15 protein-coding genes and 1 pseudogene are annotated in these 17,907 nt (G+C 44.6%); 1 reads left to right on the top strand and 15 read right to left on the bottom strand.

From position 1 onward, the window contains the following. Positions 1-156: 156 nt before the first annotated feature. The 5 genes from C8D84_RS06590 to C8D84_RS06570 form a co-directional block, all read right to left on the bottom strand. A complete protein-coding gene (locus C8D84_RS06590; protein WP_109590932.1) occupies positions 157-1,380 on the bottom strand; it encodes an FAD-dependent oxidoreductase in 1,224 nt (407 codons plus the stop codon). Positions 1,381-1,592: 212 nt separating this feature from the next. Further along, a complete protein-coding gene (locus C8D84_RS06585) occupies positions 1,593-2,312 on the bottom strand; it encodes an amino acid ABC transporter ATP-binding protein (RefSeq protein ID WP_170108283.1) in 720 nt (239 codons plus the stop codon). A 194-nt stretch (positions 2,313-2,506) separates the two neighbouring features. Continuing rightward, on the bottom strand, positions 2,507-3,178 hold the full coding sequence (locus C8D84_RS06580) for an ABC transporter permease subunit (RefSeq protein ID WP_060490392.1): 672 nt from the start codon (positions 3,176-3,178) through the stop codon (positions 2,507-2,509). Further along, entirely contained in the window at positions 3,175-3,921 is a 747-nt protein-coding gene (locus tag C8D84_RS06575; RefSeq protein ID WP_109590928.1) for an amino acid ABC transporter permease, read from the bottom strand. The genes C8D84_RS06580 and C8D84_RS06575 overlap by 4 nt, the downstream gene beginning before the upstream one ends. Before the next feature lie 96 nt (positions 3,922-4,017). Beyond that, positions 4,018-5,004 carry a glutamate/aspartate ABC transporter substrate-binding protein gene (locus tag C8D84_RS06570; RefSeq protein ID WP_109590926.1) on the bottom strand — a complete coding sequence of 329 codons (987 nt, stop codon included), beginning with the start codon at positions 5,002-5,004 and terminating at the stop codon, positions 4,018-4,020. A gap of 324 nt (positions 5,005-5,328) precedes the next feature. Here C8D84_RS06570 and hslO point away from each other — a divergent pair, with 324 nt between their 5' ends. Then, positions 5,329-6,309, top strand: a complete 981-nt coding sequence (hslO, locus tag C8D84_RS06565; protein WP_055123454.1) for an Hsp33 family molecular chaperone HslO — start codon at positions 5,329-5,331, stop codon at positions 6,307-6,309. Between the two features lie 116 nt (positions 6,310-6,425). Here the strand turns inward: hslO and C8D84_RS06560 are convergent, their stop codons facing one another. The 10 genes and pseudogenes from C8D84_RS06560 to C8D84_RS06510 all read right to left on the bottom strand — a co-directional run. Continuing rightward, positions 6,426-7,895 carry an esterase/lipase family protein gene (locus C8D84_RS06560; RefSeq protein ID WP_109590925.1) on the bottom strand — a complete coding sequence of 490 codons (1,470 nt, stop codon included), beginning with the start codon at positions 7,893-7,895 and terminating at the stop codon, positions 6,426-6,428. A 221-nt stretch (positions 7,896-8,116) separates the two neighbouring features. Then, on the bottom strand, positions 8,117-10,321 hold the full coding sequence (locus C8D84_RS06555) for a PhoX family protein (RefSeq protein WP_109590924.1): 2,205 nt from the start codon (positions 10,319-10,321) through the stop codon (positions 8,117-8,119). 251 nt (positions 10,322-10,572) lie between these two features. Further along, on the bottom strand, positions 10,573-11,217 hold the full coding sequence (locus tag C8D84_RS06550; RefSeq protein ID WP_228244508.1) for a fumarylacetoacetate hydrolase family protein: 645 nt from the start codon (positions 11,215-11,217) through the stop codon (positions 10,573-10,575). A gap of 271 nt (positions 11,218-11,488) precedes the next feature. Continuing rightward, positions 11,489-12,214, bottom strand: coding sequence for an ABC transporter permease (locus C8D84_RS06545; protein ID WP_045443544.1), 726 nt, complete (start codon positions 12,212-12,214; stop codon positions 11,489-11,491). A 12-nt stretch (positions 12,215-12,226) separates the two neighbouring features. Next, the gene (locus C8D84_RS06540) at positions 12,227-12,961 is read right to left on the bottom strand and encodes an ABC transporter permease (protein WP_109590921.1); all 735 of its coding nucleotides are present in this window, start codon (positions 12,959-12,961) and stop codon (positions 12,227-12,229) included. A gap of 630 nt (positions 12,962-13,591) precedes the next feature. Continuing rightward, on the bottom strand, positions 13,592-14,503 hold the full coding sequence (locus C8D84_RS06530) for an ABC transporter substrate-binding protein (protein WP_407691874.1): 912 nt from the start codon (positions 14,501-14,503) through the stop codon (positions 13,592-13,594). A gap of 102 nt (positions 14,504-14,605) precedes the next feature. Next, positions 14,606-15,532: a transporter substrate-binding domain-containing protein gene (locus C8D84_RS06525; RefSeq protein WP_109590919.1), complete on the bottom strand. Its 927-nt coding sequence runs from the start codon at positions 15,530-15,532 to the stop codon at positions 14,606-14,608. A 32-nt stretch (positions 15,533-15,564) separates the two neighbouring features. Beyond that, on the bottom strand, positions 15,565-16,365 hold the full coding sequence (locus C8D84_RS06520; RefSeq protein WP_173936682.1) for a transporter substrate-binding domain-containing protein: 801 nt from the start codon (positions 16,363-16,365) through the stop codon (positions 15,565-15,567). A gap of 311 nt (positions 16,366-16,676) precedes the next feature. After that, positions 16,677-17,474, bottom strand: a complete 798-nt coding sequence (locus C8D84_RS06515; protein WP_045443533.1) for an ABC transporter ATP-binding protein — start codon at positions 17,472-17,474, stop codon at positions 16,677-16,679. Positions 17,475-17,824: 350 nt separating this feature from the next. Then, a pseudogene (locus tag C8D84_RS06510) lies at positions 17,825-17,907 on the bottom strand (IS5/IS1182 family transposase); the annotation flags it as partial.

Raw genomic sequence — 17,907 nt, 5'->3', positions numbered from 1 at the left:
CCAGCTACAAGGCAGCCGACCGCTGATTGTACATAATATAGTACCTCTAGGGAGGGTAACACCGTAGCGGTTTACTAGTTCTCTGACTATAGATATAGAAAAGCCAGTGCTGCATAAAGATGACAACACTGGCTATGATTTATAATACTTTTACAATTATGTTTTAGGCATTACAGGCGATTTAATCGTTACCGTTGCGCTGACTTCATCACTATCATTTAGCAAGTCCATGACCAATTCTTCATCACTTTCTATCTTGACCTGCCAATTACCAGTCGCTTTTGGCACGCCTGTCACCATGACGGAGATTGCTTTGTTTTTTAGGCGAATCATGGGTGGCTTATGATCGTAGCCATTATGATCTAGACCCAATACATCATCGGCAATGGTAGCAGCCTGCGCACGCAACGGTGCGACGTAACGACACGGTACACCATCGATAGACATACAGTCACCAATCGCATAAATATTGGCTGTACTGGTACGCAAGGTCGGCGCATCAACCACGATCCCAGTGCGACGGTCAAAATCGACACCAGCTGCGGTAGGCAGTTTGTCATCGACGGTCAGACCTGTACTGGCAATCACATGATCTACGATGAGCGGTTCAATTGACTTAGCAGTACTGCTGTCTGTCGCTGATGCTAGCACCTCATAACTGACCTGCAGTTTTCCATCACTGATACGGGTAATAGCAGATACCTGATAACCTCCCAAAAAGTTAATCCCTTGCGACTTCACCGCTTGGACGATACGAGAAGTTGCTTTTGGCGGTAGCATTTGTGATAGCGGCGCATCGTTTAAATCAATGAGTGTCACCTGATGACCTGCTTTTAATAAGTCCTCTGCAATCTCCGTCCCGACCATACCAGCACCAACGATAGCGACGTGCTGACTGCCAGTGGCTAGCTTTTCTTGCAACTGTCCAAAGCGCTCAATATGATTGACGTGCCATACCAAATCCTCTGGCAAGCTTTTTGGGAAGATAGGATGCGCGCCCATCGCAAGCACCAGCTTGTCATAGCCGATTGTGGCGTAATTGGTATAAACAGGATCTGAGCGCAGTGCAGAGATAAGCTGTAACTGTTGAGTGGTTGTATCAACATCCGTTACTTGCGTGTTGGCAAGTAGCTTAACATTTGCAGCTTCTGCGGCATCAACACCAGTTGCTCTGACCAAATCTGCCGCACTTTTCTTTTGGCTAATCGCCATGGTCAGCATTGGCTTGTGATAACGATCGCCACTGTCGGCAGTAATTAAGGTAATCGGGATGTCTTTGTCTTTTGCACGAATGGCATCAATGACATGCCAGCCTGCCAAACCTGCACCGATAATAACGATACCTTTAGATGATTCTACTAATGAATTTTCTACACTCATATGAACTCCAATACGGTTTATGAATTATTTTAATTATCAAAAATATTGACCGCTATTGTATCAGTAAACAGCCATACACTCATCTACTCACTTATATAGCCAACCATATCAACATCACGGTCAAATGCATCAAGCTATCACGCACAAAAAAGCGCCTATAAATAGACGCTTGATATCACCCTAGAGCTGCATGAGAAAAAACATATAAATGGTTAGTGATTCAAAATCTTCGATAAGAACAGTTGCGCGCGGTCACTTTTTGCCCCTTCAAAAAACTCATCTTTACTACAGTTCTCGACAATATGACCTTCGTCCATAAAGATAATACGGTTGGCTACTTGACTGGCAAAGCCCATTTCATGGGTCACACACATCATGGTCATGCCATCGCGAGTCAACTCGACCATAACATCAAGTACTTCTTGAATCATCTCAGGGTCAAGCGCAGAGGTCGGCTCATCAAAGAGCATCGCTACAGGATCCATTGCCAGCGCTCGTGCAATTGCAACACGCTGCTGCTGACCACCCGATAGCTCCGCGGGATATTTCGCGGCCTGCACCGTTAGTCCGACGCGATCTAAATATGCCATGGCTTTTTGCTTGGCCTCGCTCTCTTTGCGACCCAATACTTTAATTTGAGCGACTGTCAAATTATCAATAATGGTCAAATGCGGAAACAACTCAAAATGCTGAAAGACCATGCCGACACGGCTGCGTAATTTTGGCAGATTGGTTTTTGCCGCACCAACTGAGATACCATTTACCATGATCCCACCTTCTTGAAAAGGCTCCAGTCCATTGACCGTTTTAATCAAGGTTGATTTACCACTACCTGATGGCCCGCACACGACGACGACATCACCTTTATGTACATGCGCCGTACAATCACTCAATACTTGAAAATCCCCATACCATTTGCTGACATCGGACATTTGAATGACTATCTCATCACTAGCATGACCATTGTTGGTGACCAGTCCGCCAAAGGCATTTAAGTATGTATCAGCTTTGCTCATCACTGGCTCCTAACCACATTGTTTTTAATAATCGTCATTTAAGAAAAGTTAGATCAACTACTCAACCAAAGCCTCAACACTCAAAAAGCGCAACCCAAGATAAATATCTATCAAAATCGCAAACGCTTTTGCAATTGTTGTACACCCACGGAGGCACTGACACTGATGATAAAATACACCGCACCAGCACCCAAAATGTAAGGCGTCAGCAAACCCATCAGCTCACCGCGTACATAGGCGGCGCGGAAAAAATCTGTCAAACCAATAGCGAAAACCAACGTCGTATCTTGGAATAAAATAATACACTGCTGCAAGATTAGCGGCAGCATTTTGCGAAAGGCTTGTGGCAAAATAACCAGACGCATGGTCTGCCCATAAGTCATACCCAGCGCTTTGGCGGCATTGACCTGCCCACTACCAATCGATTGAATACCAGCACGCACCACCTCTGAAAAGTAAGCGGCTTCAAACATCATAAAAGCAACCACACAAGAGGCAAAAGCAGCATCAAGTTGTAAGTACTTACCCGCTATCCAAAAATAAATCATCGGTACGGCAAAGTAAAACCACAGTAGCACCAGTAGTAGCGGTACAGAACGGAAGTAATTGACGTATAGCTTTGCTGGAATCTCAAGCGCTTTGATACCAGACAAGCGCATCAACGCCAATACCGTTCCTAAGCTAATACCACCAATAATCGCCAAAAACAGCACCTTTAAGGTGGTAATCATACCGCCCATCAAACCAGGATAGGCTGTTGCCAATTCGGTCATCATGTTCATTTCTGACCTCCTGCAATGAGCCCAGGTACACGCAGTTTGCGCTCAATTAACCCCATAATAGCAATCAATGATAAGTTAAATATTAAATAAATAATCGTCGCGTAGGTATAAATCTCGATGCTGTTTTGGGTGTATTCGCTGATGGTTTTGGTTTGACTAATCAGCTCCATTACCCCCACTAATGAGGCGACGGAGGCGTTTTTGAAGCAGTTGGTCAGCTCAGAGCTGAGCGGTGGCAGAATAATACGAAAGGCCTGCGGTAGCAGCACTTCTTTGTAGACTTGCGGAATACTAAAGCCTAGCGCATAAGCAGCATTGATCTGACCTTCGGGCAACGACTCAATACCTGTACGCACCTGTTCAACGATACGAGCGGCGGTAAATAAGCCAAGACCGATACTCGCTGAGAGCATGGCTGACGTGTTGGGAGATAAATCCTTATACCACCACTCTTGTATCGTGGGCGTGAGCCAGCCAGGTGCAATATAAAACCAAAAGAACAACTGAACAAGCAATGGAATATTACGAAAAAATGTCACATAAGTGGTGCCAATGGCACGAGCGGTCTTATTAGGCAAAGTACGCATGATGCCAAAGATAGTACCTACGACCATAGCAATGGCCCATGCGATACTACCAATCAATAGTAGCCAGCCAAGACCAGTAATCATCCAATGGATATAAAGCTCATTACCGATACCAGTCTGCTCAAAGAGCACACCCCAGTTCCAGCTATAATTCATGGTTGTCTCTCCGAGCAGCGACTGAAAATCCTACGTGTTCAGATTGATATCAACATCAGTCTGAACACGTAAGCAAGCTATGTTGCAGGACAATAATTACTGTGCCGCCGCAACTTTCGGCTGAGCGCTGTCATGCGGACTGGCAATCAAGGCTTTTAAGTTGTCAGACATCTCAAAGTTTAGATTGACGTTCTTTGGTGGGATTGGGTTTAAGAACCACTTGTCATAAATGCTGTTGATTTCCCCTGATTTAAAGACATTCGCTAACGCTTCATCGACCACTGCTTTGAACTCAGGATCATCCTTACGCATCATACAACCATAAATCTCAAACGATTGCGGCGTGCCGACGATGACCCATTCATCAGGATTTTTTGCTTTGGCTTTTTCGCCAGCAAGTAGTACATCATCCATCATAAAGGCATCAGCGCGACCATTTTCTAGCATAAGGAAGCCTTCGCCGTGGTCTTTTGCTGAGATGATATTCATGTCCATTTTGTTGTCATCGTTATACTGACGAATATAACGCTCTGAAGTTGTGCCTGCGGTGGTGACTAAGGTTTTACCTTTTAGGTCTTCGAAATCTTGAATACCTGAGTCTTTTTTGGTCAATAGACGCGTACCGATTTCAAAGAAACCGTTGGAGAATGCCACTTGTTTTTGACGCTCTTCGTTGTTGGTGGTCGAACCACATTCAAAGTCGACCGTGCCGTTTTGTACCAAGGGAATACGGGTTTGTGAGGTGATAAGGTTATAACGGACGTTGAGGTCTGGCATGTTTAGCTTTTGCTTAACCGCTTCGACGACTTTCATCTCCAAATCGTGCGCATAACCAATCGGCTGATTTGGGTCGTCAGCGATATAAGAAAATGGAATAGAAGAGTCACGGTGACCGACCACGATAGTACCCGAGTCTTTAATTTTTTGTAGAGTACCGTTGGTAGTGGTTTCTGTCGCTGTTGCATCATCTGCTGGCGCATCAGTGCTGGTTTGGCTACTGTTATTACACCCTGCAAGACCTAGTGCCATAAAAGCAGCGAGAGTTAAAGGTTTAGAGAAAGACCTAGAAGATAGATAGCTCATGAGATACATCCTGTTATCACATTATCACAAGATTGAATGAGTGCTTGGACGACACAGGTCTTATTCATTGACCTTATTGCCACGCATCCATGCGGTTGTTGTTGCTGTTATTTATCACAATGCAACTTAATGTTACTGTACAACAAAATAGCGGGTGTGGGTAAAAAATTTTTAATGAGGCTTATTTTTTAAGGATATCGGGCTTAGTATCACCATAACTATCCAATAAACGCCTTTAATCTGTTAAACAATATCTAACGGGCAATTGATAAATCACGATGAATCCCCATAAAGCTAACAACTTCTTAATACTATAAATGACCTATGACACAAGATACTCAAGTCCCTAATACGGACAGCCAGAACGCTGGCAACCATAGTGACAATGACGTACGCCAACGTTTCTTTATTGAAGATTCGCCAGTGCGCGGTGATGTGGTGCGCCTATCACGCAGCTATGCCAGTACGATAGCCCAAAAGCCTTATCCTGAAGCGATCAAGCGCTTATTGGGTGAGATGCTGACAGCAGCGAGTTTGCTTATCGGCACGGTCAAAATCAATGGTCATCTGTCCATTCAATTGCAATCATCAGACAGCGATAGCTTGCTAAACTGGGCAATGGCAGAATGCAATCAAGACGGTATCATCCGTGCCCTTGCTAGCTGGAAGGGTGAAACTGATGAGCAAGTACAGGCGTGGGAAAATATGACTCATGCCAAAGAGGCATTTGCTGAATTGGGTGCGATGGGTCAAGGCGTGTTGTTTATTAACATTCAGCCTGAAGGCGGCGAAGCCTATCAAGGCATCGTCGAGCGCAGCCATGACAATTTGGCAGACTGCTTAGCGCATTACCAAAAGCAATCGGCGCAGATTCCAACCTTGATTAATTTGGCGTCTGATGGTCTGCAAGCGGGTGGAATGTTGGTACAAATGCTTCCTCGTACTGCTGAAGAAACCTATGAAGTCGAGCAAAACCAAGATGCGGGTATCGACGATGACTTATGGACACGTCTGAGCGTTTTGACACGGACAGTGAAAGCTGAAGAGTTGACCACGCTTGATGCCAACGAAATCCTTTATCGCTTGTATCATGAAGAAAATGTCGTCGCGCCCGACCCTGTTGCCTTATCATTTGGTTGTACCTGCTCACGTGAGAAATGTGAGATGGCCATTGAGCAAATCGGTGAAGCAGAAGCCTTAGACATCATTGATGAGCAAGGCGGTAACTTTGAGATGGATTGCGGCTTTTGTGGCGAGATGTATAAATTTAATAAAGACGATGTGACCACGATATTTTCTGAGTAATTAGGATTTAGTGCAGCTCGCTTAGTAATAAAAAAACCCTCAAGTGTGTCGCTTGGGGGTTTTTAACGTCAGGGCTTGAAATTTATGACTGACGATATAAATGGTTTCGAGCACGCTTAATTGGCTACTTCATCCACTTCTGGATAAGAATAGATACGACTATCAAGCCCATACTTTGCATCATGGGCATCGCCTAGCCTGTTATCCAATAGCCAAGCAATAACTTGCTCATGTACTCTATCGCTGTAGATTAAATTCATGTGATTGACCCCATAAAAAATCGCCTTATGTCCCTCTGGTACTGCTAGCGTATGCTCTTCGGTATATTCGCCGAGCGCTGATTCTACTGAGACCAACCCGTCCCCAAGCAAACTTGTGGTCTTAGATTCATAATGAGTTTCAATCAAAGCTGCCGCCACTAAATAGGTATTCACATGCAGGGGTAAACGCGTGGGATGACGAAACTCTGCTGGCAGCACGCTGCGCCCTTCGGTAGACTTCCAATCAGCATCGCGAATACTGCCGTAACGTAAATCTATAATACCAGCGCTACGCAAGTCGCCCAATTTAGCCAATGATCCTGCAAAAGGCAGCTTAGCGATTTTATCTTGAACAAAATGTCCAATCTGCTCCAAGCTTGCGCCATGATGCGGTGAGCCTAAGGTGACAAGATTCCCTACGCGTTTGACCCAGCTAAAGCCTTGCTCTTTACCGTAAAACAACGCACTACGGCTCAACAAACCGCCCATACTATGACCGATTAAATCTATTTGAGTGACGTCTGGATTATTCTCAACCAAATCTTGCAAGACTTTTGCAAAGCTACGTCCGTTGCTAGAAATACGCCGACCCGTATTATAGTTTAAATACAGCACCGTCGCTTTTGGCAAGTGATTGACCAACACTTCACCCAAATTGCCTTCTCCAGATACCTGCCAGCTCAAGTGACTCATACAAAGCCCATGGCACAAGATAATAATACGCCCGGACAGCGCGCCACTTTGTACACGATTGTATTCATCGTATAGCACCATCGATACTGCCAATGGATTGTGATGAGTGATAAGGTGATCGCCCATGACGCCATTTAGAATATTGACCAAGCGACGTAAGTTTTTGGGTAAAGGTTGTATTTTTTTGGGTTTAGAAACAGTGTTATAAAGACGCAGCCCTGAGGCAAGATTATTGCCCACCAATTGCATAGTATAACGCACCGTGCCATAAATCCGCCCCGTGATACCGCGCTGCCAGTGCTCAATATTGCCTTTATTAAACCGCCCTAAAGGACGCAGCAGAATCTCACGATGGATAGCCTCTACAATATCAGTGACCTCCACCACGCCCATCGTTGCCAACTGAGCCAAGCCTTCAAAAAAATCAACCAACGTAATAGGCTGATGCGGTTTGCTATAACTGTTGTCCACCGTCTCGGCGCTCAGCTCATCGACATAGATATATTCGAGTTTCGCCAGCTCTTCATAGACATCGCCCTGAAAACCTTCACCAGTATCCGACTCAATAGCAGTTGGACGCCGAGTGGTGGCAAATAAATCATGAATGGTTTCTAAAGGTTTTGGACTGGTCATAGTGTTAACATATCAAGCAGTTGAAGGGATTTTCCATACTATCCTGTAATTGTCATAAACAGAAGAGAATGATTTAACTATCAAGTATCTTTATTGTCAAAGAAAGGCGCTATCCTTTAATACCAATGCTTGCATATTAATAACTATCCTCCAAAATCCCAAGCCATGACTTGGGATTTTTTTGTTGAGAAAGACACATCATTACTCATGCAAATGTCTAACTAGACAAACGACTCTGCAAGTATGACGTCACCATCTTCACGCGTAATCATTACGGTCGCTGAGCGCGGCGTACTGCCTCCAGCAATAGCACCCCAAGTATTACCCGGATGCTGAATATTGATAAATAAGGTTTTAAAGTCAGGAGCCATGGTAATACCTGTTACTTCACAGCCTTCTGGACCGACAAAAAAACGTTTGATATTGTCATTACTAGCAGGCATGCCGACTCGGGTCTGTTGCCCTGCTGAGGTCGTTATGGCTGTCCCATCACTGACTTTACCAGGCAGCGCCGCCAGTAACATACAACTGCTGGTATCGGTATAAGCACCATCATCGGTCTGAATCCATAATACGCCACGCGGATCGAAGTACAAACCATCGGGAGAAGACAAATCATTGCTATCATTTAACTGTGACAAATTTTCTGCGGTCAGATCATAAGGCGTGGCAAACAGATAAATATCCCACTCAAAACTCATGGCCGCATGATCGCCACCTGCTTCTGCCCAGCGAATAATATGACCATTGTCATTACCTGCCGCTTTTTCACCTGCCTGATAGCTACGCGGATTAGAGGCTGACACAGGTTGATCTTCGCGTACGCCGCGGTATTTATTATTGGTCAATGTGACGTACACCTCACCAGTCATAGGGCTAACCGACACCCACTCTGGTCGATCCATTTTGGTGGCGCCGACCACATCTGCTGCGGCACGAGCAAAAACCAGAACTTCATCTTGCCCATTAAAAGGCAATACCGTATTGGAGGCATCCAGTCCGTTTTGACTATGGACGAGTGCTTTCCACTCACCGCTGCCATCTTCATTAAAGATAGCAACATAAAGCGTACCGTCATTCAAATACTTATCGCCCGCTTTTAAGCCACCACCGATATCACTATTTGACCATGTGGCTTTGGAGACAAACTTATAAATATATTCGCCGCGAGCATCATCGCCCATATAAAAGACCACCGGTTTGCCTTGTTCAACGGGCGCATAGGCGCAATTCTCATGGGCAAAACGTCCCAGTGCCGTACGTTTTTGCGGCATAGAGTTTTGGTCAAAAGGGTCAATTTCGGTGATATAGCCAAAGGTATTAAAGCCATTACGATAATCGTCAGCAGCACTGGTACCGACGGCGGTCATATCCCAGCGCGAAAACTCATCGGCTATCTTGGCATCTTTGGCTTCAGGTGTGTGCCACAGATACTCCCAGCCTGGGAAATCCTCTGTTGCACCGTAGCGCTCGCGACCATAGTTTTGCCCATCACTTAATTGGCTAGCATCTTGCCCACGGGCGAATACCCCTAAAAAGTTCTCTTCGGTGGTCAGATAGGTGCCCCAAGGTGACAAACCTGCACCGCAGTTATTATTGATGCCGCGAGTCTGAAAGCCTGTCGGATCAAACTTAGTCTTGACCAAATCAGAGCCAGCAACGGGCCCTGTTAACTGCGCCGTACTACTACTCGTGAGACGGCGATTATATTTCGAATCAGTCACCATCTCATAACCCATGCCATCAGAGCGGCGTTTCATCTCGACCACTGCTACCCCATGGCAATTAACCTCACGGCGCACATCGCTCGCAAGGCGACGGTTTTTAAATATCGGAGCAGCATTATCATCTTGGGTCACATAGTAGCCAAACGGACTCAATTCGTTACTATTCACGTATTCATGATTCATGACTAGCAGGCCATTATCTGACGCTTTGGCATCATAAGCGCCGCCATTCTTACCAAAGAACCACATGCCGTCATGGTTATCACCCATGCGCCACTCGAATGACTCTGCCGACTGCTCTCGATTGTCTTTCCAATCATCGATACCAGATATCAGCGGCGTACCAAGTGGTAATATCATCTCGGCTTTATAGCCTGCTGCCACGCTCATCGTTTCGGCAGTTGAATGCGCCACTGCCGTAAACTTCAAAGTTTCGGGACGTTTGAGATCGCCCTGTGCAGGGATAGCCGCGTTATTATCAGTATTTTTGATAGGACTGCTGTCATCATCATCATCGCTACAGCCAACCAAAGGTAGCGCCCCAAAAAAAGCCGCCGCCGTCAATCCTGTGCCACCTTTTAGGATACTACGACGATTTAAACGACGACTAATAATGGTTTGAAAATCGATATTGTCAGTTGGATTAGAATCTTCAACGACTTCATGGGCAAGTGGTTGTTTATTATTCAATAATGTCATTATCAGTCACCTTGCTGTTAGGCTGGATTGGCGGAGAGTTGGTCGCGGCTTTACAATTATCACCACAAAAATACGAATTACGCCTAAGTCTACCGAGAGTTTATGACAGAACGTTGAAACATAGATGACAGTCTCATGACAACACTTTGTAAGCACTTCATAAAACGAAAAAAAATCCCAAGCGTTAACTTGGGATTTCATGATGGCGTCGCTGCATTTGACGACTGATAAAATAGTGCTGCTACAGAAATTTATTGAACCTGCGCCTGCCATTCATGGGCACCGAGCTTCAATTTTAACGCATCGCCTGCTTGTAGTATGCCAACGCCGCTTGGCGTTCCAGTCATAATTACATCACCTGCTTGTAAGCTAAAGGCATGGCTAATCTCTGCCAGTAATTCATAAACTGGAAATAGCATCAAGGCACTGTCACCATCTTGCTTCAGCTCATCATTGATATAAAGCTGATATTCGACATGACTAAAATCACCAAACGCTTGCGGATCAATCCAATCAGCAAGTACACAGGCACCATCGAAACACTTAGCACGCTCCCATGGATGACCTTTTTCTTTGAGCTTACTTTGCAAGTCACGTAAGGTCAAATCCAGCCCCAAAGTCACGCCACCAATCGCTTGCTGTGCTTGTTCAAGCGTGGCTGCCGATAAGTCTGCTGCTAATTGTACACACAGCTCAGCTTCATAATGAGTCTCACCATATATCGCTGGATTGGGACGGACGATATCATGACGCACACTGATCACTGACGATGCTGGTTTCATAAATAAGATGGGTGATTTTGGTATCTCATTGCCAAGCTCGCGGGCGTGTTCCGCATAGTTACGACCGACACAGACCACCTTGCCGATGGATGCACGTACGCTATCGTTAACCATTGCGATGCTCGCGTCATCATTGACGCTGGCAGCAATCGCATTGATTAACGAAATATGGGATGATTGGCTCATACTAGGCACTCACAGCAGATTATTGATAGTTTGGTCATACATACTGCACTATCTGTCGCTATTTTTCTAGGGCTTATCTTCATTTTAAAATAGTCATAAAAATGAGATAAATGGCAGTTAAACAAAAGAATAGCGGGTTAATATTAAGATATTAACCCGCTATTTCATTGATTTTTTAGCATTATTTTGAGCCAAACCCTTAAGGTATGGTGTTGGTCATTACATCAGGCGGTACATAGCTTGTGTGGCGATTCATTCTTTTTTCAAACAACCTAAAGCTAAACAAAATCACCCATGATAATAAAAGGTAAATAATACCAGCAGCAAAGAACAGCTCCATCAAGGTATAAGTTCGCGCACTAATGGTTCGAGCGACACCCGTGATATCCATCAAAGCGATGGTTGACGCTAGCGCACTGCCTTTTAGCATAAAGATCACTTCATTGCTATAAGCTGGAATGACAATACCAAAGGCACGGGGTAAGGTAATACGCGTAAGCTTTTGCCATTTCGACATACCGATAGCGTCAGCTGCTTCGAGCTCACCAACAGGAATGGTCTGAATCGCACCGCGAATGATTTCTGCCAAATAAGCACTGGTATTCATGGTAAAGGCAATGATGGCACACCAATACGCTTGACTGAGCACAGGTTCCCATAAGAACGAATTCCGTATAGCCTCAAACTGTCCTAGACCATAATAAATCAAAAATATCTGTACCAGCAGCGGCGTGCCACGGAAGAAGAAGATATAAGAAAATGGTAGTATCTGCACCAGCCAGTTTTTTGACAAGCGCAACTGGGCTAAAACCAAACCAAAAAATAGACCGATAATACCTGAGATAACCACCAGCTGTACGGTCAATACTGCCCCGTTTAATAAATCAGGAATACTATCAAAAATAACCTGCCAATTCCAATCCATAGTATTTCTCCTCTATCCTATGGTCGATTGACGGTGGGTTGACTGACGGCTCAGCTTTTTAGCATAGCGTGCCGCTGGATTGGCGCGCCATTCGAGCCACATCATAAAACCAGTAATCAACATGGTTAAACCCAGATAAATAATCGCCGCTGCCATATAAAAAGTGAATGGCTGCTGCGTTGATTGGGCGGCACGTGACGCCTGATACATGACGTCTTTGAGACCCACAACTGATACCAATGCGGTATCTTTGAGCAACACCAAAAACAAATTGCCCAATCCTGGCAACGCAATCTGCCAAACTTGTGGCAAGGTAATGCGATAAAACGTCTGAAAAGGACGCATGCCAATTGCTTGCGCCGCCTCTTTCTGCCCTATCGGAATCTCTTGGATCGACATGCGAAAAATTTCAGTCGCATAAGCGCCAAACGCAATAGACAACGCCATCACGCCACCCCAAAAGGCACTGATCTCAACATATTCGTTATAGCCGAATTTCTTGAGAATCGTCATCAGCAGCATAGAGCCACCGTAATAGATAAACAGTACCAATAGCAACTCTGGAATACCGCGCATTGTCGCTGTATATACAGTCGCAATTTTACGCAGCAGCCAGACATTGGACAGCTTAGCTGTGGCACCGAGCAGCCCTAAAGCCATGCCGATGACTAAACTGGTCATGGCAAGCTTGATGGTGACGGTAGCGCCGCTCAGTAGTAGCGCGCCAAATCCTTGTAAATCAAACACAATTATCCACTCAGTCTCTTTATATTAGCAATTTGCAAAATATGAGTTAAAAGAATCAGCATCAATCGCTGAGCGCTGCTCATAAGCGTATTTTATACCAAATAGACCTTGGTGCTTTGCGTCATAGATCGACGTCAAATCAATACGATTATTGCGGCGGAAATTGACACAGTAGAAATGAGCGCTGATTTTATCATATTCGCTGCCAGCTATGTTAATACTCACACGTAAAAGCAGTGCTTAAATAGACGCTTATCTTCTTAAAAATGCATTAGATTAGTCATATTTTTACAAACCGAACAGTCAATATCACAAGACCGAACTATTTTTTATAAAAAACAAAAAAAGGATATCGCTATTGAAGCAATACCCTTCCTATGAAATGGAATTCAAATTAACCTAGGGCGTGTCCTCAATTCAATTGATAGCAATCTAAATGAGCTAAAAATGGTTAAATCTTGCCAAACATCGTCAAATAGCTAGGTAATATCTCGATATTATCTGCACTATTTTCCTTGTTTGACTGCAATTTACCTCATTTTTATCACCATTTTTAAAATGAGGACACGCCCTAGTAAAAATCACCATTCTCACGGTTACGATGCAACAGTGCTAAATATATTTTAAGACTTATTCAGCAGGTTTTTCTGTCGGCTCAGTAGTGACCGTTGAGCTTGACGCTGGAATCGAAAAATATTTTTGATTGATTTTATCGTAAGTGCCATCCGCTTTAATATTGACCAATGACTTATTGATTTTTGCTTGCAATGCATCGCCTGGACGCACCGCGATGGCAAAATTATCATTGATGTCAATCTCTTGACCTTTGAGCGCATACTGACTGCCTGAGGTGGAGCCAAGCCATTCTAGCGCTGGCAGCTTATCAGACACCATCGCATCAACACGATTCGAACCCAAATCCAAAAATGCATTACTGAGTGTGTCATAAAGCTTCATATCAGCATTTGGATAAACCTTTTCTAACCACTGCGAAGAAATGGTCGAGCGCTGAGCGGCAATAGAATGCGCATTGATATCATCGCTATTACTGGGATCAAAGCTGCTGTCTTTTTTGGCCAAAAACACCAAGGTATTGCTAAAGTACGGCTCTGTAAAGCTGACTTGTTGCTCACGCTCAGGCGTCACCGACATGGCGGCCACAATCGCATCGTACTTACCCGCTTTTAGACCGGGGATGATACCGTCCCAATCTTGCGCCGTGATTTCACATGCTACCTTCATATCAGCACAGATAGCGTTGGCAATATCAACATCAAAACCACCAAGGGTGCCATCCGCATTGGTATAATTAAAGGGAGCATAAGCGCCTTCGGTACCAATACGTAACACATCACCCGTCGCTGCGGTCTCAGCGGCGTCTGGGCTGACATCATCATTTGCATCATTTTGACCATTGCTACATCCTGCTAAGGTTAAAAGCGCCGCCATCGCAAGCAAGGGCGCTGAAAAACGTCGCGCCTTGATGCCATTGATAACGGATGCGTTCGCGATTGCACGGTGTTGGTCAAAATGGTTGTTCATGATCATCCTTGGGGTTTGTTAGTAAAGTAACACTCATCTCTATGAGTGAATATCGCCATACGTGACAGCCATATCAGCCGAGCACAGAGATGAGCTATGATATTAGTTAGTCGCCGCTTCAGCTGATTCTTCTTTCACTTCAACAGCATCATCACCTTCAACCACCATCACTTCTTTTACGTCGGTGGTTGCCACGGCTTTTTGCGCAGCAGCAGTAGAGCTGGTGCCAAAATAGCTGCCTGTGATTTGGTCATAAGTACCGTTTTCTTTTAATTCAGCCAACGCTTTATTGAACTTAGCGACCAATGGATCGCCTTTACGAAGCGCGATACCCATGGCATCTTCGTCGGTGCTGATTTCTTGTCCTTTCACTTCATAGTCTTTGCCAGCATCCGTTTTTAGCCAATCGATGCCAGTGACTTTATCGGACATCATTGCCCGTACGCGACCTGAAGTCAGATCCAGATACGCATTATCTTGGGTATCATAAAGCTTGATATCAGCATCTGCATGTTCATCCTGCAAGTACTGTGAAGCGACGGTTGAGCGCTGTGAGGCAATGGGCTGACCTTTTAATGCATCGACGCGAATGTCATCACCTTTTTTACCGATCAAGATAATGCCGGTGTGAAAGTACGGGTCAGTGAATTCAACCACTTCTTTACGCTCAGGCGTGATCGACATACCTGCGATAATTGCATCGAATTTTTGGGCATTTAGACCAGGAATGAGACCATCCCAATCTTGTGAGATGACTTCACATTTTGCCTTCATTTGTGCACACAGAGCGTCGACCAGCTCAATCTCATAACCAATTAACTTGCCATCAGCATCGGTATAACTGAACGGCTTATAGCTTGATTCGGTGGCAATTTTTATGTTCATAGGTGCATCGGCTGTGGTGTCAGCTGCCGCACCATCTTCAGGCGTGGCGCTATTATTACAACCAGCCAGCATAAGCATCGCGGCACTTAATGGCGCAAGCCAAAGCGCCTTAGTTTTTAATGATGATGTCATTGATATTGTCATGTTTGCTATTCCTTCATTTTTCAATCAGAAGATTATTGACCAAAGTTCGCTTGCTCAAGACGTGCCAGCTCACCGTTACTACGGATTTCGCTGAGTGCTTTATTAAAGTCGTCTCTGAGTGCGTCACCTTTACGAACAGCAATGGCAATATTGTCGTCATTGTCAATTTCGTCACCAACGATACCAAAGCCTTCAGGGTTGTCTGCCAACCATGATTTGGCAGAGACTTTTTCCGCCAATACCGCATCGCTACGACCAGACTTTAGATCCAGATAAGCATTGTCATAATTGTCATACAACTGCACAGTATTGCCGTCTTTGCCTTCATAGTTATCTTGTAAATAAGCGCCAGGCGTGGTTGAACGTTGACCACCAAGTGTCAAATTTTTGATCGCCATAGGATCAAAACTGCCTTTGGTATCGGTCAGCCAAACCATCGTATTAGCAAAGTAAGGCTCGGTAAAGTCGACTTTTTCTTGACGCTCAGGTGTAATAGACATACCCGCAATCACTGCATCATATTTTTGTGCTAAAAGACCTGGAATAATACCATCCCAATCTTGAGCGACGATTTCACATTTGGCTTGCATCTGTTTACACAAGGCATTGGCAACGTCAATATCGTAGCCTGCCAAGCTGCCATCAGCATTGGTGTAGTTAAAAGGAGGGTAAGCACCTTCGGTCGCGATACGAATGGTCTTGCCAGCCGTTTCTGCTGCAGTGGCGTCAGTGTTGCTATCAGTAGTTTCATTAGCCGGTTGACTACAGGCGCTCAGCATCAATGCGGCGGTAACGGTCATCGATGACCACAATAGGCGAGAATTCGACATCATACATTCCTTAAATTCTGATGGGTTTTTAATGTAGGGTTCTGATATTTTGTTCTCTGACGTCCCTGCCAGACAAGCAATATAGATAGCAGAATACACAAGCAGCCGTCATTATCGACCACCTGTAAACCTTTTGATAATACCTGAGTAAAATATCAAAAACAAACGTTTTACATACCGACTGTTATTAACGGGTAATAAACGCTCAACGCTGCTTACTAAGCAGTAATTTTATGCTTAAAATAAAATGACGATAGGGTGGTAAGAATATTACCACCCCATTTTTGCATATAAAACGGATACTAAATAGGAGGCTAGTTCTGACGATGCGATGCCATAAAGTCTTTGACACGCTCAGAGGTAGGATTATCAAAAACTTGCTCGGGCGTGCCAATCTCTTCAATCACACCTTGATGTAAGAACACCACTTTGCTTGATACTTCTCTCGCAAAACGCATCTCATGGGTGACGATAAGCATAGTACGCCCCTCTTCTGCCAACTCACGCATGACGGCGAGCACTTCATTGACCAGCTCAGGATCTAAGGCTGAGGTTGGCTCATCGAATAGCAGCACTTGTGGCTGCATGGCAAGCGCACGGGCAATAGCGACACGCTGACGCTGACCACCAGATAAATTCGCTGGATAGGCGTCTTTTTTATCAAGCAAACCGACTTTATCGAGCAGCTTTTCAGCATCGCTAATGGCTTGATCTTTTTTAATCTTTAAAACCTGGGTTGGCCCTTCGATGATGTTTTGCAAAATCGTTTTATGCGGCCATAAGTTAAAGTTTTGGAAGACAAAACCCACACGCGCGCGCAAGTTTTCCAATTGCTTAATATCGACCGCTTGCAGCTCACCTGACTTGGCAGGCTTGAGCATCAGCTCATCATTACCGATAATAATACGACCTTGATTGGGCTTTTCGAGCAAATTAATGCAGCGCAGCAAGGTAGATTTACCTGAGCCTGATGAGCCCAAAATAGAGATGACATCACCGTCATATGCGGTAAGGGACACCCCTTTTAGCACTGCCAATGAGCCATAGCTTTTATGGACGTCTTGTAAATCTAAGGCGATAGGCCGAGTCGGATCTTTTGCAATATCAAGCATGGTTCAGCAGACTTCCAATAAATATGAGTGAAAACACGAATAAAAATAAATAAAAAATAGCGGCATAGGCAGCATAAATAGTATCAGCATCGATCATAGCATTATTGTGATAAGGCAATGATTCGTGACACAAATAGAAAAAATGTCACATTGTCTCTTATTACACAGCAAAAAGGCAAATCCTGTATTGAACCAGATGCTCAATCGACGCTCAATCAGTGGTAAATAAATATTAATAAGCCACTAAATAGCTAACACAAAAAAGCCCAGACTGTATTTACAGCGCTGAGCCTTATTTTATCACTTTCGTGTACTGGGCGTAGTTTTATCTGATTATCTAGGGCGTGTCATCAATTAAGCCAAATGACACAAGAAACTAAATGAATCGCACTGAGGAAATGACAGGCTAACTTGTCATAGCGAGTAGCAATCG

This window comes from Psychrobacter immobilis (genome assembly GCF_003148585.1).
Classification (GTDB): domain Bacteria; phylum Pseudomonadota; class Gammaproteobacteria; order Pseudomonadales; family Moraxellaceae; genus Psychrobacter; species Psychrobacter immobilis.
The sequence above is the reverse complement of the archived record's forward strand: the minus strand, read 5'-3'. Positions and strand labels throughout refer to the sequence as shown.